Origin of the sequence: Nonlabens sp., assembly GCF_051251825.1 — a bacterium.
Classification (GTDB): domain Bacteria; phylum Bacteroidota; class Bacteroidia; order Flavobacteriales; family Flavobacteriaceae; genus Nonlabens.
Genome location: NZ_JBPOGG010000004.1, coordinates 139,820 through 159,278, shown reverse-complemented (window position 1 = coordinate 159,278; position 19,459 = coordinate 139,820). Strand labels below are relative to the sequence as shown.

The window sequence follows — 19,459 nt, the reverse complement described above, 5'->3', positions numbered from 1 at the left end:
AGGTGATTCTTAGAAATCGATTTTCTTTTTCTTTTTATCTTTTTTGGCCTTTTTGCCGCTATCATCACCAGTTCCTTTAAGGTTCTTCTTCTGGCTTATTCTTTCATCTTCTTTATGGAAATCAAATCGATAAGACATTCCTACGTTAAACTGTAGAACCGTAGGAGTGTCCTTAAAATTAAAGGTAGCACTTGCATCAACTTGCCAATCTTTTGAAACAAGATAAGCAAGTCCACCACGACCTAGGTCATCACTATAAAAGTCTGATTTAAAACCTTGATATTCTCCAAAAACAGCCCATTTACGGTTGATACTATGTGTCATAGTAGCAATCCATTCATAAGATGGATAATCAGTTGTGATACGATCGACTATAAAATTGGTTACAAATACCCATCGTCCCCAGTTATTTTGAGTAATTAATTCAAATCGTGGAGAAAATGCAGGATCATTGGGTGGCGTCAGTGAATTAGGATCAGATAAATTAATATTTGCTCCAGCATAAATGGAAACTGCAGGAACAAGATCTTTCCAGTTCAATTTATGGTTTGCTTTCCAACTCATTATATTCACTTTCTTTTCTCCCCAAAACTTTAAAGGATCAAAAACTAAATACTTAACACCTAGCGTACTTCTTGAAAAATTTGAAAAACTAGTTTCTACATTACCAAAACCTCGATTATCCATTTGATTCACGCTCGCAAATGTACCTATGTAAGAGAACTCGAGTCGTTCCATAAACGCACCATATCGCAATTGCATGCTTAATCCAGTGTAATCTCGTTCATAACGCTGTAAGTCATGCTGTTCAGCACGATAGAAGACATTACCTTCAACTTGAGCCACACCATTTCCTACGGCAAATGCTCCTTGAGAAAGACCAGGATTATTAGTGTTAATCGTTTCAGTATATTGTGCTGTCGCCATAATGCTGAGCAAGCATAATGTGACAAAAGTTATTTTACGCATAAATGCTGTCATAAATTATTCCTTAAGCTTCAAATTTAAGATATATTAAAGAGTATTAATAAAATGACTTTTTAATTTTACCTAAAAATTACTTCTATTGAAACTTTTACAGGTCATATTTATTGTTTTAGTCTTCTATGTATCATTTCGTTTAATATTTAAACATTTTGGAAAGAGCATTATGGCATGGCTAGGGAAGAAGGCTATGCAGCGCATGGCACGTAGCTTTGAAAAACGCAGCGGTATGAATATGAGCGATTTTAATCAGCCAGGACAATCTTCTTCACAGAGCTCAAAAAAAGTTAATAAACCTACCGAAAAGAAAGTCGTAGGCGAGTACATAGACTTTGAGGAAATTGATTAATTTTCAACTTTCATCGATTGAGCTTACTACATGACTTTTAATTTCAAGAAATTTCTACCACATTTAGCTGTTATAGCTGTTTTTATTATCGCGGCATTAGCTTACTTTAATCCAGTACTAAGCGGTAAAAAACTATATCAAAACGATATTGTTCAATATAAAGGAAACGCTAGACAACTCATAGAACACAGAGCTGCAACAGGTGAAGAACTCTACTGGACTGATGCTGTCTTTGGAGGAATGCCTACCTATCAACTGGGCGCACGTTATCCATATGATTTTATCGATGGACTTGATCGAGCATTAAGGTTTTTACCACGTCCAGCAGACTATCTTTTTCTATATTTCATTTCCTTTTACATTCTCATGCTTGTTATGCGAGTCAACTGGAAAATAGGACTTCTAGGCGCGCTCGCTTTTGGATTCTCGACGTATCTCATTATTATTTTAGGAGTAGGCCATAATGCCAAAGCGCATGCGATTTCTTATTTCCCGCTCGTTCTCAGTGGAATAATTCTCGTTTTTCAAAAACGATATTTGTTCGGTTTCATAGTCACTGCCATCGCAATGGCTTTAGAACTGCAGGCAAATCATCCTCAAATGACTTATTATTTATTGCTTGCGGTAGTGATTTTAGGAATCGCATATTTGGTGGACGCAGCACGCAAGAAAATGTTGCCTCATTACTTTAAATCTATAGGAATCATGGTGGCTGCGGTATTACTTGCATTAGGTACAAACGCTGGAAACCTGATGGCTACCAGTGAGTATTCTAAAGAAAGTACTCGTGGTAAATCAGCTCTTTCTATTAACGCTCAAGGCGAAAAAGTAGTTCCTCAAACAGGTCTCGACTACGATTACATCACTCAGTATAGCTATGGACTTAGTGAAAGTTTGAATTTGCTGATACCAAGATTTGCCGGTGGTGGAAGTAGTGCTCGTCCAGACGAAGATTCTAATGCGGTCAAATATTTAACAGACCAAGGATTGCCTAAACGTGAAGTTGTAGGTTTTGTAAATGAAAGTGTTCCGCTTTATTGGGGTGATCAAATCATCGTAGAGGCTCCACCATATTTAGGGATAGGAGTAGTTTTTCTAGCTATACTTGGTTTATTTCTCATTAAAGGAAGATTAAGATGGTGGACTACTGGAGTAATTGTTCTTGCATTATTACTGTCTTATGGTAAAAATGCAGATTGGATTACGCGTTTCTTTATAGAAGTAGTGCCGCTGTATAATAAGTTCCGTGCGGTAACATCTATTCAGGTATTGATAGAACTGTGTGTGCCTATTCTTGCCGTAGTAGGATTATGGCAATTCTTTAATGAAAGAAATTCTCAAGAAACTAAAGCCAAAGCGCTTAAGTCCGCAGGAATCACCTTAGGTGGTTTATTAGTCATTCTTGCGGCTTTTGGTGGTCAGTTATTTGATTTTGCAAGTCCTATGGATCAGTATTACCTGGAAAGTGATCAACTAGGACTTGGCTTTGTAGATGCGTTAAGAGATGATCGTTTTGAAGTCATGCGAGCAGACACGTTACGTTCTTTATTAATAGTTGGAATCATAGCTGGAGCTTTATTCTTGTTATTGAAAAAGAAATTATCAGAAAATCTAGTATTAATTATTGCTGGAGTTGTCATTTTATTTGACTTAGTAAGTTTTGATTTGAACTATGTGAATAGCGAGGATTATGTAAAAGCTAGTGAGTATGAAAATGCTCACCGCAAAACGCCAGCCGATGATATCGCAATGAAAGATGCTCAAAATGGTGAACATTATAGAGTTTATGATTTACTTCTCAATCCATTCAATTCTGGTAGAGCTCCTTATTTCCATAATTCTATAGGTGGATATCACGGTGCAAAACCTAGACGTATTCAAGAAATTTCAGAATTCTATTTATTTGATAATAATGGAGTAGCTCCAGTAGGAGAAAAGAACGCAGAGATTCTTAAGATGTTTAATGTACGCTATGTCATTGATGTAGGAGAAACAGGATACGTCGCACTTAAAACTGCAGACCAATTAGGAAATGCGTGGTTTGTAAATAGCCTCGAAGTAGTGGAAAATGACAATGAAGAAATTCAAGGACTTTCTAAACTTAATGGTGATGCTGTTGCCATTATTCAAAAAAGCCAAAAAGATTTGCTTAACCTGACAAAAACCCATACAGATTCTACAGCAAGCATACAGTTAGTAGATTACGATCCTCAAAGGTTAGTTTATAGAAGTTCAAATTCTCAAGAAGCGCTTGCGGTGTTTAGTGAAATGTACTATCCGCATGGCTGGAAAGCGACTATTGATGGTCAAGAAACGCCTATCGCAAGAGTGAACTATACATTACGAGGAATAAAAGTTCCAGCAGGATCTCACGAAATAGTGATGAGTTTTGAACCTCAGGTTGTAAAAACTGGAAGTAGTATTATGTTGGGAAGTAATATCTTATTATTCCTAATAATCATAGGTGGAGCGATTTATACGTTTAAGAAAAAATCTTAAATGAAAAAACCAGTTCTTATCATCGCTTATTACTGGCCACCAGCAGGTGGACCAGGCGTGCAACGCTGGTTAAAGTTTACAACTTATTTACCACAACATGGCTATGACGTTACCATCGTCGTGCCTGAGAATCCTGATTATCCAGTAATCGATGAATCTCTGGTGGCAGAAATCCCTAAGCATATTAAGGTCATCAAGGTTCCTATTAATGAGCCTAGTCGCTGGGCGAGTTCGCTTTCGCGAAAGCGAACTAAAAATCTCCAAAAGGGAATATTACCTAAAAATGCAGGTCCATTACAACGTGCCATGATATGGATGCGCGGTAATTTATTTATACCAGATGCACGAGTAGGATGGAAGTCCAGAGTTTTAAAGGCGGTTCATCCATATTTACTTGAACATAAATCGCCTACGGTAATCACTACTGGTCCGCCGCATTCTGTACATTTAATAGGTCTGGAATTAAAGAAAAAATACACGGGTTTTAAATGGCTTGCAGATTTTAGAGATCCATGGACCACTATAGGTTATCATAAACATCTTAAAATAGGAGCAAGCGCTCAAAAAAAGCACGAGCGCATGGAGCAAGAGGTTCTCGATACAGCAGATTTACTAATGGTAACCAGTCCTCATACAGGAAGAGAGTTTGCTTCCAAAACTAAAACACCACTCCAGGTCATTACAAACGGCTATGATATTCAAGAAGCTGCAACGACTAGACAGCCTAAAGGTGCGTTTACAATATCGCATGTAGGCACTTTATTATCTGATCGTAATCCTAAGTTATTATGGGAAGCACTTGCAGATTTATGTTATAGTGATGCAAGCTTTCAAGCCCATCTACAACTTCAATTTGCTGGTAATGTGAGTGATGAAATTATCGAATCCATAAAGCCTTATGGACTTGAAGAAAACTTAAAATTATTAGGATATGTATCTCATCAACAAGCTGTTGAGATGATGTATGATTCACAGTGTTTATTGCTCATAGAGATTGATAGTGAAGATACTAAAGCTATTATTCCAGGAAAGATTTTTGAATATTTTGCCAGTCGCAGACCTATTATCGCCATAGGTCCTAAAGATGCAGATGTTGAGAACATGCTCCAGCACACACATTCTGGTAATTACTTTAATTATCAAGATAAACAAGCGCTTAAGAATCACATTCTTGAGAAATACGAGCTTTATAAAAACGGTAATAATGAAGGAAATACACATAATAGTATTGCTCGTTACAAACGATCTTTCCTAACAGAAACTCTTGCTAAAACCATAGAATACGCATGGGAATAGTCATCAAACAGTCGGGCTGGAATCTTGCAATAACCGCTGGCGGATTCATCTTAGGTGCGCTCAACGTTTTACTGCTCGCCACGACTTATCTAGACGATGAATACTATGGGTTGTGGGGTTATGTATTATCGACTGCGTTTTTACTTTTTCCATTAATGTCATTTGGGATTAATAATACGCTGGTGAAATTTTATTCTAAATATGAGGATAAAAATGAACGTGACGCCTTTTTAACACAAATGCTGCTTTGGCCATTACTTATTATCATTCCTGCTTTCATTTTAATCTATGTCTTTTATGATCCTATAAGATTATTTATTGCTAGCAAGAATCAAATTACGAGTGACTTTGTCTGGCCTATTGCGATTATAGCAGTGTTTCAAGCCTATTTTGAAATATTTTATGCATGGACTAAAGTTCATATGAAAACCATAGGTGGAAATTTCCTGAAAGAAGTGTTTTATCGAGCAGGAGCAACGGTTATGCTCGTGCTTGTCGCGCTTGATTACATCACTCAAATTCAGTTTATTTACAGTCTTGTATTGATTTATGGATTACGTGTTTTTATAATGAAAATGGTCGCTTTTAAAACCTACATGCCGCAATGGCAATTAGGAAAAATTAAGGCTAGTCGTGACTTAATAAATTATTCAGTTTTAATGATTGTTGCTGGTTCAGTAGGTACAGCATTGCTCGATCTAGATAAATTCATGATTAATGATTATCTTATTATAGATAACATTTCATGGTATAATGTTGCTGTATTTATCGCAACTGTTATTGCGGTTCCTGCACGTGGCATGGCTCAAATTATGCATCCTTTAACTGCAGGACATTTTAATAGAGGAGAAATGAATGCTGTAGAGAATTTGTATAAACGCAGTTCATTGAACTTGAGTATTATAGCTGGGTTCTTAGTTATTATTATCATATGTAATGTTAACGAGTTCTATGAACTTATGCGTCCAGAATACCGCGTAGGAATTCCAGTGGTAATTCTTATTGCGATTGTAAAATATGCAGAAAGTTTACTGGGAAGCAATAATGCCATTCTTTATAATTCAGATTTATATCGAGTGACTTTGTGGTTAGGATTATTGCTCGCTATTGTTGCAGTCCTTTTGAACATGTGGTTGATTCCTATATATGGTTTGATGGGTGCCGCTATTTCTACCTGTGTGGCTTATGTGATGTACGCTTTCGCGAAAGCGTTTTATGTATATCATCAATTAAAAATACATCCATGGACAGCTCAAACGACTCAATCGATAGTCTTGATATTGGTATTTATTGCTGTTTTTTACTTCTGGGATTTTAATTGCCATCCAGTGGTGAACATTGCTCTTAAAAGTATTTTGCTATGTGGTTCATATATCTTGATAGTGAGAAAGCTTAAATTATCTCAAGAAATCAATGAGTTACTTAAAAAGTATATTCCATAAAAAAGCCGATTCAATTAAGAATCGGCTTTTTAGGGCTATTTCAATTTTCTATTTTAACTTCTTCCTGAACTTCTTCTTGAAGAAGTACGTTTAGTACTTGTCGATTTTTTTCTACTCGTACTAGGTGTCGTTGCTCTTGAAGTACTTCTTGAAGAGCTACCTCTAGATGTTGCTGTACTAGTTCTAGAGTTTCTAGAAGAACTGGAAACATTACCAGTTGATCTTCTACTTGTTCTAGAATTACTCACTGCTGGAGTAGATCTTCTAGTTGTTCTAGATGTGCTATCAACATTGGCACTAGATCGTCTGCTAGTTCTTGTGTTGCTTATAGCTGGAGTCGTTGTTCTAGAGCTTCTAGAGTTAGGAATCGTTGCAGTACTTGATCTTCTATTTGTACGACTTGAAATCGCAGGAGAACTATTTGAAGTTCTACGACTTGTAGCATATTCATTTGAATTAGTCGCTCTAGATGATCTTGAAGTTCTTGTTGAACTATCTGATATGCGATTAGAATTACGAGAACCTACTGTTGTGTTGCTTCTACGATTTGTAGAGTTAACAGATTCAGATCTACGTCCATTACTAGCTAATCCGCTATCGCTTCTAGTTATAGTTCTGCGACCTCTTGTTATTGCTTCACGATCTCTGTTTGCTTCACGTGTTGCAATTGCACGACCGTTTGAACCTCTACGACCTCTTTCAAAACTGCGGTAGTTTACTCTATCATTAGGTCTATAAAATGTACGTCTCACGTTTGCTTGAGCATAACATCCATTATAATAGTTAGGTCTATTCCAGTTAACACGGTGATAACTCCAGTCATATCTATAAGGATTGTAATATACTCTGTAAGGATTATTCCACACGATACAGTTACTTACTAGTGGCACACCATAATATCCATGCCATGGTTGATATATGTAAGTTCTATTGAATCTATTAATATATCCAGATGTTCTTAAGATTATTCCAGGTCTGTTATAGTAAACATTTAAGTTTCCTACACGATTTACATAACCATTGCGATAGTTGATAAATACATCACCAGCTTGAATAATGCGACCGTAGCCGTCATAATATATAGGAGTGTTTTCAATTTGGATTACAGCTCCATATGAATCATACTGTACATATGCGTCATAGTTGTAACCTGTATTAAATGTTACACTTATATTACGTGTATTAATTGTTGTACCGAACTGTGGTCCATCATTTAAATAATTAAAGTCAAATTGTCCATCAGGGAAAATTGCAAATTCAATTCCGCCTTCGTTGAATATAAAACTATTAGTATAGCCTCTATATCGATTGTCCTCGGTGGTGTTTGCATAGCTCATCCCGATTCCTATCAGGAAAACTATAAGTAGGGTAGATAGCTTTTTCATAATTACTGGTATTATGAGTAGGACTTAAATGTCTTACTCGATTAAGTAATTACAATCAGCGTGCCAAACTACGCAAACGTTTGCGAGAAGAGGTTAATAGTTTGAAAATCAACAATATAAAAAAGACCGCTATTTCTAGCAGTCTTTTAATTATATGAATATAAATGTTATGAAATTAGAATTGCGATAAAGCTTCTACTAATTCTGTTTTACGATTTCTACTTAAAGGAAGAACTTCAGTACCTAGTTCAACGGCTTTGGAATTAAACTTCTCAATCTTACGTAAATTAACAATGTATGATTTATGAATTCTTAAAAAGTCAATTGCAGGTAATTCTTGTTCAAAGCTTTTCATAGTAGAGAGAACAACTAGACTATCGTCTTCAGTAATTAATTTCACATAATCACCTAAAGCTTGAATATATTTTAATTCTTTTAAATAAACTTTACGTTTTTTAAGGTTACTCTTTACAAATATAAAGTCACCACGATCCTCAATCATCTCTGTTCGTAACTTGTGAGCTAGTAGAGCACGCTCAACTGAGTAAAGGAATCGATCTTTCTTAATAGGTTTTTGTAAATAATCAATTGCAGCATAGTCAAATGCTTTAAAAGCATATTTAGTTTGTCCAGTTACAAAAATAACACCTGGTTTCTCGGTAATATCGTCTAGTAAATCAAAACCAGTAAGGATAGGCATTTCTATATCTAAGAAAATTAAATCCACGTTTTGGTCCTTAATAGCAGCCTTAGTCTCAATCGCATTACTAAATTCACCAACCAGTTTAAGGTTAGGGTGATTCTCGATAAGCTTAACTATAGCAAGACGTTGTATGCTTGAGTCATCTACTACATAACAGTTTAAAACAGTATTGTTCATCGTTTAAGTGTTGTGTTTACTTGACAATGTTAGCACAATATCTGATGTAATGCAAATAAATCTGTTCTTTAAACGTAATTAATTTGTTTTTCGTCGAATTCTCACAGGATTTGAGTTTGTTGAAATATTTTATTCATAAGGCTCAAAAGGGTTGTGAGAACTAAAGAAAAGGATTATTTTTGCATCCGTTTTAAACAATATATTATGAATCAATACGAAACTGTTTTCATTTTGAATCCCGTTTTATCTGATGATCAGGTAAAGGAAGCAGTAAAGAAGTTTGAAGATTTCCTTACTAGTCGTGGTGCAAAAATGGTAGCCAAAGAAGATTGGGGCTTGAAAAAATTAGCTTACACAATCGAAAACAAAAAGAGTGGTTTTTACTCACTTTTTCAATTTGAAGCACCAGGAGAGGTGATCAACGACTTTGAAGTAGAATTCCGTCGTGATGAGCGTGTAATGCGTTACCTTACTGTAAAACTTGATAAATATGCTATCGAGTGGGCAGAGAAGAGAAGAGTCAAAATGTCTAACAAAGCAAAAGCGTAACACATGGCAACTTTACAACAACAAGCTAAAGGAAAAAAAGATGGTGACATCCGTTACTTATCTCCTTTAAAAATTGAAACTCAACAGAGAAAGAAATACTGCCGTTTTAAGCGTAGTGGTATTAAATACATAGACTATAAAGATCCTGATTTCTTAATGGGATTTGTAAACGAGCAAGGTAAATTGTTACCACGTCGTCTTACAGGTACATCATTAAAGTATCAACGTAAAGTGGCTGTCGCTGTTAAGCGTGGACGTCACATCGCAATTATGCCTTACGTAGGTGATTTATTAAAATAAAACCAGACTAACGATATGGAACTTATATTAAAGAAAGATGTAGAACATTTAGGTTTTACTGACGATGTAGTAACTGTTAAGCCTGGATATGGTCGTAATTTCTTAATCCCTAACGGTATGGCTATCATGGCTACCACAGGTGCTAAGAAACAACTTGCAGAAACTATCAAGCAACGTGCTCACAAAGAAGCAAACAATGTAAAACTTGCTCAAGAGCAGGCTGATAAATTGAATGGTCTTGAAGTTAAAATCGCTGCCAAAACTGGTGACGGAGACAAACTTTTTGGATCTATTACAACTCAAGATCTTGCAGATGCACTTGCTAAGCAAGGAGTTGAATTAGAGAAGAAATTTATTACTGTAGCTGGTGGAAACATCAAGCGTTTAGGTCAATATGAAGCAACGTTACGTTTCCACAGAGAAGTAACAACTGCTTTCAATTTTGATGTAGTAGCTGCAAAGAACTAATTACAACAAATTAGAACATTAACTAAGCCGTTCCTTCACTGGAGCGGCTTTTTTACATCATATTATGAAGTATAGAAGATTATCTAAAGAACAACTGGAAGAACTTCATCCAGAATTTATAAACTTCCTAGCTACACAAACCATTACTGCTGCAGAATGGGAAGACATTAAAATAAACAAACCCAAAGTTGCAGAAGATGAACTTGATGTATTCTCAGATCTCGTTTGGGAAGGTGTACTTACTACGGCCGAATATCTTGAACATATCTCTCCACAAACTATGAATTTATTTCATTTGCGAGAAAAAGAGATTGCATTAATATCAGTGATGGTAGGAGATGAACTCATCGACATCACCACTAAAGATGGATATGCTTGGCTACAAAATAACCTAATGGATGATGAGGTGAAACTTTTTACAGCTCTTAAAAAATATAGCGATGATCCTAATGCTGACAAATTCAAACTTATTGAACAAGGCGCCGTAATTACTAAAGGAGATCTTTTCAATTACTTTGATGATCTCATGGAATTAGGAAAAGAAAAAAATGGGTTTTAAAATAACTCTAACTGTTCATTATTTAAAGCTCCTTCAATTTGAAGGAGCTTTTTCTTTGCAGGTAATCCACCAGCGTATCCTGTGAGATCACCATTTGAAGCAATTACCCGATGGCATGGGATTATAATTGATAGAGCGTTTGCACCATTTGCACTAGCCACTGCTCTTATGGCTTTTTCGTTATCTAGCTTTCGCGAAAGCGTTAAATAAGTAATCGTTTCTCCATATGGAATTTTCATTAATTGATTCCATACTTGTTTTTGAAAATCAGTTCCAGCGAGCAAAATAGGAATGTCAAATTCACATCTTTGTCCCTTAAAATATTCCTCCAGCTGTGTGCATAAGATTTCTTGTAAAGGATGCTTGTGCTCAATAATGGTAGCTTCTAGAGTTTTTTCAATGCGACTATCCACAGCACTGCGTTGTTTGCGATATCTCCAATCTAGAATACATAATTGATCCTTGAAAACACCGATTATCAATTCACCAACGGGTGATTTATAATAAGTAATATCTATGTTACTCATAGCGTAACGCCTCGATAGGATCTAATCGAGCCGCTTTTATAGCAGGTATAACTCCTGAGAAGATTGCGATGATTATAGAAATAATTGTTGCCCAAATAACAGGTGTCCATGGCATAGTAAACGGCACTTCAAGGAAATTTGAAACAAAATAACCTATCAATATTCCCAACAAAATACCCAATATACTTCCATACTGACTGATCAACATGGTTTCTATAAAGAATTGCCAAGAAATAGTAGAACGTTTTGCGCCCAGTGCTTTACGTACACCTATTTCTCTAGTACGTTCTGTTACTGAGACGAGCATGATATTCATAAGTGCTATAGAACTACCAAAAATGGTTATGATACTTATGATAATTCCGGCTGCGTAGAGTGCGACTTTAATCTCGTTTGCAGCGCCTAAAAGCTGATCACTTTGTATGACTCCAAAGTTATTTTCTTCAACCGGTGCAAGACCTCTTATATTACGGAATAGTACAATGGCGCGATCCTTAGCACCATTCATCATTTGATCGTTTTGGACCTTAACACTCAAGTCATAGTTAATGTTAGGACTGGTGTAAATACTACGTGCAACGTCTATAGGAATCAATACACGTAAGTCAATATTGTTACCAAATGTAGATCCTTTCTCTTCTAATAGTCCTATGACGGTAAATTTATTACCTCTTATACTAAGTGTTTGACCGATAGGGTTTAAACCTTGGAATAATTCATCTTCCATATCGCTACCTATAATACATACTCGCGCATTATTCTTTATATCAAAAGTAGAGAAGCCTCTTCCTTCACCCATATTAAGGCCGGCATTTTCAATGTAATTTGCATTTACACCAGCGATAATTACTTTAGGCTTTGTTTTGCGATCTTCACTTTTTACTTCTGCTTGTGAAGTAGATTGAAAAGAAACACCGACTTGAGAAAATGGAAAATCCCATTGCTCTTCAAACTCTTTTACTTCTCGATAACTTATTATAGGATTTACCTTAGTGCGCTCGCCACCTCCACGACCTTGCATAGTAAATGGGTAACGTTGCATGCTAAAAGTATTTGCTCCTATTCCTGAGAGTCCACCACCTATAGTGCTTTCTAGTGCTCTTACTGAACTTAGTATTCCTACTAGCGCTGTAATACCTATAGCGATGATTAAAACCGTAAGTGCGGTTCTAAGCAATTGCCCTTTAATGCTTTGTTGTGCTATGCTTATGTTTTGACGTAGTAATCCTGCCATGCTGTGTTAGACTATCAATTTATCACAATGTTACAAGTTCTAAACAAATAATTCATATGACTTTAAAATTTAATTATGAAGCATAGCCTTAATGATGTGTTTATATTTGCATCTTTAATTAAAGTTATGGCACAAAAACCTTCTATACCTAAAGGAACTAGAGATTTCAGTCCTGTTGAAGTACAGCGACGACAATATATTATGAGTACTATAAAGCATCATTTTGAGCATTATGGATTCATGCCTATTGAAACACCTAGTTTTGAAAATAGTGATACCTTATTAGGTAAATATGGTGAAGAAGGTGATCGATTGATTTTTAAAATATTGAATAATGGTCAATACCTTTCTAAAGTAAATGACCAAGACTTAGTTCAAAAAAACGAATTCAAAGTTTCTCCACAAATCAGTAAACGTGCCTTACGTTATGACTTAACAGTGCCGTTTGCTCGCTATGTGGTACAGCACCAGAATGACATAGCTTTTCCTTTTAAGAGATATCAAATTCAGCCAGTATGGAGAGCAGATCGTCCACAGCATGGTCGTTTTCAAGAGTTTTATCAGTGTGATGCAGATGTAGTAGGAAGTGATTCTTTATTGCAAGAAGTTGAGTTGGTAAAGCTCTATGACACGGTGTTTACTGATTTGAAACTAACAGGTTGCACTATTAAAATTAATAATAGAAAGATACTTGCTGGAATTGCTCAAATGATAGGTGCACAAGATCAATTAATCGATTTTACCGTAGCACTAGATAAACTAGATAAGATAGGAGCAGATAAGGTAAAAGAAGAAATGATTCAAAAAGGTATTTCTCAAACTGCCATTGAGAAATTGAATCCGGTATTTAGTCTTGAAGGAAGTTTTGGAGAGAAGCTTGAAGTTATGAAAACACTTCTTGCAGACTCAGAAATAGGGCAGAAGGGAATTGAAGAACTTGAGTTTATCAATAGTTCTATTGTGAAGTTAGGCTTAAAGTCTGCAGTTCTAGATTTAGATATAACGCTAGCTCGTGGATTGAATTATTATACGGGCTGTATATTTGAAGTCGCTGCGCCGGCAGGAGTTAAAATGGGAAGCATAGGTGGTGGTGGCCGTTACGACGATCTTACTAGCATGTTTGGTTTAAAAAACGTGAGTGGAGTAGGAATCAGTTTTGGACTCGATCGTATTTATTTAGTTCTCGAGGAACTCGGTTTATTTCCGGATTCTGTACGAGCTGGAGTAGATGTATTGTTTGTTAATTTTGGCGAGAAAGAATCTGAGTACGCTATGGATTTGGTATTTCGCTTTCGCGAAAGCGGAATAAAAACAGAACTCTATCCCGATACAGCCGCTACTAAAAAACAAATGAAATATGCGGATCGCAATCAAATCCCTTATGTAATTTTACTGGGAGAAGATGAGATGGCAGCTGGAGCATTACTGCTCAAAACCATGAAAACTGGTGAACAGGAGCTCTTAAAACCCGATGCAGTTATCAAGAAATTGCAATAAATAAAACGTCCTAACTAATTAATAGTTAGGACGTTTTCATTTGAATTAATAATAGATTATTCTATAATTACTTTCCTAGTTTGGATACCATAACTGGTTGCAATTGTAACGATGTAATTACCGCTTGCTACTTGTTCAACAGGAACACTTATGATTCCAGTTTGCTCTGTTACATCCCATGTTTTAATTTCCTGACCTAACATGTTAGTCAAGCTTACAGTTTCTATATCCAGTTCAACACCTTTCTTGATGTTTAATGTATTCATTCCCTGTGGTGTATAAACTATGAGATCGTCTTCATTAAGCGAAACACTATCGTTACTTAAAGTTGTAGGGTCATCAAATACGATAAAGAAGCGATCTGGATAGTTTCCAGCCCATAATTGACCACTTACAAAATCACCATTTCTTAAGTCGTGGTACGTATTTGTTACCGCATCCTTTAAATAAATTCCTTGTGTAGGATCTACATTTTCTAGCTCATCGATTTTAATAGTAATAGATCCTATCATACCTAGTTTAACGTGTAATGGTAGAATAGTCGTATTATCTATTTGATTAATTCCTTGGATATTTAATTTTTCACTTCCTAATTTAAAGCTCATATCATCCTCTTGAGAATCATATTGATACCCATCAAATGCTCTGTCAAATCCTGTACTAGCATTAGGATCGATTGTTAAAAGTAGTTGCCTGTGAATCACGTTAGGTGAATCAAATCCTATACGGAATTTAGGACGTGTATCTCCTTGTGTATTATAACCAGAGAACGGATTATTGTTTGCATTACTTCCTGGAGCAGCAACAAAAATGCTGTTTCCTGATGATTCTTTTACAAACTGACGTTGATCATTACGGAATTTTACAGTACCGTTTGATATTCCAGAAACAAAGAATCCTTGTGCAACAGGAATGAATCTTCCCGGTTCTTTAGTAGCAACTCCACCTTGATTAACTGATGGGTGAGAGGTACCAAAAGTTGCATTCCCTAATCCACCAGATAGATTGTACATAGCATATCCACCTTGATATAATTGCAATTGATGGGAATTTCCACCCCAATGTTCCCAGAAGTAAATAGTTCCGTCGATATTAGGATTGTCATTGATAAATTCATGTGCGTCAAGTGCACTAGGATATGGATTCCCAACAAGGTAATCATTACCATTATTTATAGTAAGATCGATATCACCATTGTTAGGCTTACCTACAAAAACATAGTTTTGTTCCATACTCACGTTACCTAAACCAGTACCTTTCATAGTCCAACCTTCACCAGTGTTTAAGTTTGAATTTTGGTTGATAAATTGCCAGTTTGAATATTGTCCACCTGCTTGGTTACCATATTTATATAACCATCTTCCAGAAATAGTTGCTGCTGTACTTGCTGTTCCTGGTGAACCATCACGTACACTTGAATTAGTCCAATTTAAATCACGTGGAGTGTCTGCATAAGTTCCATCTTTAAATACAGAATTAAGATTAAAACCTGTGTTTAAAGAACTATTATTAATCGTACTCACAGGAGAAGACCAATAATTGTAATTATACTTATCTGCAGTTCCTTGTTGATCTCTTTCAATGTGACCAGCACTAGTAGCTACTAAGTCACTATCAGCAGTTTGAATCAATTGAGATTCTCCTTTTAAATCTATAATACCATCTAATTGTAAATGGTGAGTAATAGTTAGACCATGATCGTTTTCTACATCTATTTGATTAGACTCTGACATAAGACCTAATAAAGTAACGTCTGTATTTAAAATATCTAGTTGATGATTACTACGCACGATGTTCCAGTCTATTTTAACCGTGCTTCCATTAATATTTCTAAAACTACCTGGAGTAAATAACATATTTCCATTCTCCCATGAAGATTGGTCTTCCCAGTTGCCATTTGTTGTAGATACGTAAGGTAGTGGTGCCGTCTGACTTTTTAGCTCAAAGAAATTCTCGTTTGCCATACGGCCATAACCTTTATTCACAGACTCATCATTTAATGAAGTCCCTATAAAACTATTCATGCTATAATATGCCGTCAAGTTATCCCAGTTTATTGTCGCGATTTCATTTTTAGTAACTGTATTAGGGATTACAGTACCGTTCACTAAATCTGAATTATTCTCTAATTCTTGATTCATGATAAACCTGATTTGGTTTACCGTAAGCGCCATTTCCCACATTCTAATTTCATCCAATTCACCTTTCCAATGCTCAATGATATTATTTGCCGCTTCATATCGTGCACCTATCGTTAATGTATTAGAATCGGCTATAGGAGCAGTCTTATTTTCAGAATTATCTAATACTCCATCTATATACAGAAATACTTCAGTACCATCATAAGCTACAGCTATATGTCTCCATGCATTATCATTAAGTGCTGTGTTTGAAGTTATTTCTTGAGTAGTTCCATTATTCCACCATACGGTTACTCTATTGTCAGGTCTCAAGTACATTTGGAATCCAGTGTTTCCAGATCTTTTTGCAACAATAGTTTTATTTGAAGCTGTGTTGTTTGCTCCATCGCTATAGATCCATACAGAACATGTGAAGTTTGATCCTAACCCTTCAGATTCTGGAATCTCGATATGATCATCTATTCCATCAAAAACAACACTACGAGTTTCTTTAGTTACATATGTTATACCGATTGTGAAATACTTAGTTCCATCAAAGTTATATGATGCTCTTTGGTAGCTTCCGTCTTCATTGAAAAATGATGTTTCTAGATTTGTAGTAAAGTTAGGATCATCTGCAATCATTAGCACATATTCACTATCTGGAGTAAGTGCAGGTAGCCCAGCAAAATCTGTTGTTGCTATTCTTAATTCAGTTTTTGGAACATCTGTACCGGTAACCTCACTAATCTCCCAAACTCTATTCACACGAGTCAAGTTAGTAATTACAGCGTTTGCTATTCCTAAATCATGATTAAGCACTGTTGAATTTGCATTCATGTCTAGTCCATTATGACCCCAAACAAGGAAGTCTTTATCATTTTCAAAAGCACTTGTATTATCAGTTCCTAAGTCTTCAACTCTATCTAAACCTATAGCCACAACAGAAGTTGAATTTTCACTTTTAGATTGTTTTTGATTTAATTCAGAATCATCATCTCTACCTATAGCTGCAACATCGTAATTATAATTAGTATGAAGACTGTAATCCCATATAACATTATCATCACTATCAAGGTAATCCCAATCTGCTCTATGATCATCAATAGTACTAGTAGGATTTTGTAAAGAAACCCCATTTTTAATGGCTAGATAAGAGTAAATACGCTGTTGCACAGTTTCAGACAATCGATCTCTATAGCTAAATATCTCAGTTATTTGACCATTTAAGTGAGTTTCATATGGAAGTCCATTCAGTTGATATCTACCAGCTCCTATATAAAAAGGTCTATTTGTAAAACCGCCAAAATCATTAATAACATCAGTTGTTATAGTTCTTGCACCTGTATTATCAATTCTCTTTCCATTAAGATAGATTTCAGTTGAATTATTTGCAGGATTATTTTTTACATTAATTACATGTACATCGTCAAAAGATTTTGAACCGTCAGTAAAGGCTCTTCCATAGCCATTAGTATTATCTGTATATGTAGCAGTACCTACACAATGAGCAAGTACCTCATTGTCAAATCTTGCTGACACTGGTCCCCATCCTAAACCAGATGGATCTTTAGATGGACTAACAGGTGCACACTTAGCTCCTAAAAGCACTGTTTCACCAGCGAGAGAATTAGTCATATCTATACTACTACGAACAACAACCCAATAGTCATTAGAATTATAACCGCCTTTTCCTCTCATATGTTGTTGTAGTGAACGATCAAAGTTTACTGTCGGATTGAAATTAATGTTTTGAGATACATTGTTAGCATAAGTAGGAGCACTAGCTGCAATTTCTTCTGCATCATTGCCTATAGCTAGATCGTTCCATGTTGTTAATAAACTACCATCAGTTTGCGCGATGTCTTGAGATCGTAACCATAAAGTTAGATTATCATTTACATCTGCTGGTCCGTCTGTTGCAGTTAATGGCACAAGAGGTGTTCCAGTTATGATTATGTTATCTATTAATACTCCATCATCAACATCATTATCATTATCAGAATCAAATCTTACTCTGAACCTAACTAATGGATTATTCTCTAATATAGCTGGTAACTCATGAGAAGCTTCTTCAAAACGACTTAGATTTGAACCTAAAGTTGAATTATCACCAGCCCATCCGTTAGCATTATTTGATATACCATCAATATCGTCAGCGTTATACCAGTTTTCACCAGATCCCATACTACCCAAGACATTCCATGTTACACCACCATTTGCGCTGTATTGAATTTGCATTCCGTCATCTAGATCATTAGTATTTGTTCTAAAATCAACATAGAATTTAAGGTTTGTATAACCTAATGTAGAAATTAATGGACTAGTAAGTCTAGCTGTTTTGTTTTTTGGGAAGTCATCAAAACTATCTGTGTACCAGTAGTTACCTTCACCTTTTTCAAACGTAGTACCTAGTGTCCAGTTAAAACTACCATCATTTGAAGAGGTCCATCCTCCAGCTCCATTATCAAAATTCTCATAATACATAGTATATAGGGAAGCTACTGATTGCGCCGTTATATCAAAATTATAATTAGCCTCATCTGTATCATCACTAGATATGTTAATTCTTGCATTACTAGTTCCTACCGTAGTTCTAGAAAAATTCACAGTAAAACTCTGACTGTTCCCACCTGTTATAACTGCTGTAGGTTGAGCTACTATGCTAAAATCACCAGCATTAACACCAGTAATACTTACACGTGGACTTCCCGTTAAATTAAGATCGTAACTACCAGAGTTAGTGATCGTAAATGTAGAAGAAAGTGTTCCCGCACCTTCTATGGTTCCTAAATCTGTTCCATCATTTAAAGCTGGAGTAGTGTCATTATCATTTATTGCAATACCATTCCCAAAAATGTCTATTTCCTGTGCACCACCTGTACAAACACCGCCGCCACCGTAAACATTGAAGTTAGCAGTACTGTTAAATCCACCATAATGTGATGTATTAAGTACTGTGTTACCACCAGAAACAATAGTTACATTTGAACCGAAACCATTCCAAGAATCACCCCAAGTATCATACATAATAACAGAATAGTTGTTGTCATTAGGTAAACAACCTAAATCTACAGTTGTGCTATAAGTACTATTTGCACCATCACTACAATTAGAGGGATCACAGATACTAAGTATTGGGTTTCCAGATGGGTCATAAACTCTTAAGTAATTTTCTCCTGCCCATGAAGGCCAGTTCACAGATACTGTAACCTGACTCGTTTGAGCGATGGAGCTAAAAGAGTATAGAAAGAATAAAAAGAATACAAAATTAAATTTTGAATTTGAGCAAGTAAAATTTTTCATAACCGTCTACATATTAAATTGGGGTGGTATGAAATTACTCCACTACAACGTTATTATATGTATT

Annotated in this window: 15 protein-coding genes; 9 read left to right on the top strand and 6 right to left on the bottom strand. The window is 35.7% G+C overall.

The features are described from left to right. Positions 1-9 precede the first annotated feature (9 nt). Positions 10-969 carry a transporter gene (locus ACSHWW_RS07075; protein WP_435681732.1) on the bottom strand — a complete coding sequence of 320 codons (960 nt, stop codon included), beginning with the start codon at positions 967-969 and terminating at the stop codon, positions 10-12. 97 nt (positions 970-1,066) lie between these two features. Between ACSHWW_RS07075 and ACSHWW_RS07070 the strand changes: the two genes are divergently transcribed. Genes ACSHWW_RS07070 through ACSHWW_RS07055 form a run of 4 tightly spaced genes read left to right on the top strand, consistent with a single transcriptional unit; the run spans position 1,067 to position 6,570 of the window. Next, complete coding sequence (locus tag ACSHWW_RS07070) at positions 1,067-1,333, top strand: DUF4834 family protein (protein WP_435681731.1); 267 nt, start codon at positions 1,067-1,069, stop codon at positions 1,331-1,333. Positions 1,334-1,363: 30 nt separating this feature from the next. Continuing rightward, complete coding sequence (locus ACSHWW_RS07065) at positions 1,364-3,832, top strand: YfhO family protein (RefSeq protein ID WP_435681730.1); 2,469 nt, start codon at positions 1,364-1,366, stop codon at positions 3,830-3,832. Then, positions 3,833-5,128, top strand: coding sequence for a glycosyltransferase (locus ACSHWW_RS07060; protein WP_435681729.1), 1,296 nt, complete (start codon positions 3,833-3,835; stop codon positions 5,126-5,128). It begins immediately after the preceding gene. Further along, positions 5,119-6,570 carry an oligosaccharide flippase family protein gene (locus ACSHWW_RS07055; RefSeq protein ID WP_435681728.1) on the top strand — a complete coding sequence of 484 codons (1,452 nt, stop codon included), beginning with the start codon at positions 5,119-5,121 and terminating at the stop codon, positions 6,568-6,570. Before ACSHWW_RS07060 ends, ACSHWW_RS07055 begins: the two co-directional genes overlap by 10 nt. 53 nt (positions 6,571-6,623) lie before the next feature. Here ACSHWW_RS07055 and ACSHWW_RS07050 read toward each other — a convergent pair whose 3' ends face one another. Together ACSHWW_RS07050 and ACSHWW_RS07045 are read right to left on the bottom strand one after the other, a co-directional pair. Beyond that, the gene (locus tag ACSHWW_RS07050; RefSeq protein WP_435681727.1) at positions 6,624-7,955 is read right to left on the bottom strand and encodes a hypothetical protein; all 1,332 of its coding nucleotides are present in this window, start codon (positions 7,953-7,955) and stop codon (positions 6,624-6,626) included. 175 nt (positions 7,956-8,130) lie between these two features. Next, positions 8,131-8,835: a LytR/AlgR family response regulator transcription factor gene (locus ACSHWW_RS07045; RefSeq protein WP_435681726.1), complete on the bottom strand. Its 705-nt coding sequence runs from the start codon at positions 8,833-8,835 to the stop codon at positions 8,131-8,133. Positions 8,836-9,039: 204 nt separating this feature from the next. On the opposite strand from ACSHWW_RS07045, the gene rpsF reads away from it, so the two are divergent. The 4 genes from rpsF (at position 9,040) to ACSHWW_RS07025 (ending at position 10,711) form a co-directional block, all read left to right on the top strand. Beyond that, a complete protein-coding gene (gene rpsF / locus ACSHWW_RS07040) occupies positions 9,040-9,384 on the top strand; it encodes a 30S ribosomal protein S6 (RefSeq protein ID WP_435681725.1) in 345 nt (114 codons plus the stop codon). Positions 9,385-9,387: 3 nt separating this feature from the next. After that, positions 9,388-9,684, top strand: coding sequence for a 30S ribosomal protein S18 (gene rpsR, locus ACSHWW_RS07035; protein WP_435681724.1), 297 nt, complete (start codon positions 9,388-9,390; stop codon positions 9,682-9,684). Between the two features lie 15 nt (positions 9,685-9,699). Next, positions 9,700-10,152 (top strand): 50S ribosomal protein L9, encoded by a 453-nt coding sequence (gene rplI, locus ACSHWW_RS07030; RefSeq protein WP_435681723.1) that lies wholly within the window; start codon positions 9,700-9,702, stop codon positions 10,150-10,152. Positions 10,153-10,216: 64 nt separating this feature from the next. Further along, a complete protein-coding gene (locus ACSHWW_RS07025; RefSeq protein WP_435681722.1) occupies positions 10,217-10,711 on the top strand; it encodes a DUF6495 family protein in 495 nt (164 codons plus the stop codon). On the opposite strand, the gene ACSHWW_RS07020 is transcribed toward ACSHWW_RS07025, so the two are convergent. Continuing rightward, positions 10,708-11,238, bottom strand: coding sequence for a methylated-DNA--[protein]-cysteine S-methyltransferase (locus ACSHWW_RS07020; protein WP_435681721.1), 531 nt, complete (start codon positions 11,236-11,238; stop codon positions 10,708-10,710). The genes ACSHWW_RS07025 and ACSHWW_RS07020 overlap by 4 nt on opposite strands. Continuing rightward, the gene (locus ACSHWW_RS07015) at positions 11,231-12,472 is read right to left on the bottom strand and encodes an ABC transporter permease (RefSeq protein WP_435681720.1); all 1,242 of its coding nucleotides are present in this window, start codon (positions 12,470-12,472) and stop codon (positions 11,231-11,233) included. Before ACSHWW_RS07015 ends, ACSHWW_RS07020 begins: the two co-directional genes overlap by 8 nt. Positions 12,473-12,598: 126 nt before the next feature. On the opposite strand from ACSHWW_RS07015, the gene hisS reads away from it, so the two are divergent. Further along, positions 12,599-13,969, top strand: a complete 1,371-nt coding sequence (gene hisS, locus ACSHWW_RS07010; RefSeq protein WP_435681836.1) for a histidine--tRNA ligase — start codon at positions 12,599-12,601, stop codon at positions 13,967-13,969. 56 nt (positions 13,970-14,025) lie between these two features. Here hisS and ACSHWW_RS07005 read toward each other — a convergent pair whose 3' ends face one another. Beyond that, entirely contained in the window at positions 14,026-19,395 is a 5,370-nt protein-coding gene (locus ACSHWW_RS07005; protein WP_435681719.1) for a LamG-like jellyroll fold domain-containing protein, read from the bottom strand. Positions 19,396-19,459: the final 64 nt, after the last annotated feature.

Bases quoted from the DNA above. Each gene is read 5' to 3' on its own strand.
- ACSHWW_RS07075 (WP_435681732.1), bottom strand. From the start codon at position 969: ATGCGTAAAATAACTTTTGTCACATTATGCTTGCTCAGCATTATGGCG.
- hisS (WP_435681836.1), top strand. From the start codon at position 12,599: ATGGCACAAAAACCTTCTATACCTAAAGGAACTAGAGATTTCAGTCCT.
- ACSHWW_RS07015 (WP_435681720.1), bottom strand. From the start codon at position 12,472: ATGGCAGGATTACTACGTCAAAACATAAGCATAGCACAACAAAGCATT.
- rpsR (WP_435681724.1), top strand. From the start codon at position 9,388: ATGGCAACTTTACAACAACAAGCTAAAGGAAAAAAAGATGGTGACATC.
- ACSHWW_RS07005 (WP_435681719.1), bottom strand. From the start codon at position 19,395: ATGAAAAATTTTACTTGCTCAAATTCAAAATTTAATTTTGTATTCTTT.
- ACSHWW_RS07055 (WP_435681728.1), top strand. From the start codon at position 5,119: ATGGGAATAGTCATCAAACAGTCGGGCTGGAATCTTGCAATAACCGCT.
- ACSHWW_RS07025 (WP_435681722.1), top strand. From the start codon at position 10,217: ATGAAGTATAGAAGATTATCTAAAGAACAACTGGAAGAACTTCATCCA.
- ACSHWW_RS07060 (WP_435681729.1), top strand. From the start codon at position 3,833: ATGAAAAAACCAGTTCTTATCATCGCTTATTACTGGCCACCAGCAGGT.
- ACSHWW_RS07050 (WP_435681727.1), bottom strand. From the start codon at position 7,955: ATGAAAAAGCTATCTACCCTACTTATAGTTTTCCTGATAGGAATCGGG.
- ACSHWW_RS07020 (WP_435681721.1), bottom strand. From the start codon at position 11,238: ATGAGTAACATAGATATTACTTATTATAAATCACCCGTTGGTGAATTG.
- rplI (WP_435681723.1), top strand. From the start codon at position 9,700: ATGGAACTTATATTAAAGAAAGATGTAGAACATTTAGGTTTTACTGAC.
- ACSHWW_RS07065 (WP_435681730.1), top strand. From the start codon at position 1,364: ATGACTTTTAATTTCAAGAAATTTCTACCACATTTAGCTGTTATAGCT.
- ACSHWW_RS07045 (WP_435681726.1), bottom strand. From the start codon at position 8,835: ATGAACAATACTGTTTTAAACTGTTATGTAGTAGATGACTCAAGCATA.
- rpsF (WP_435681725.1), top strand. From the start codon at position 9,040: ATGAATCAATACGAAACTGTTTTCATTTTGAATCCCGTTTTATCTGAT.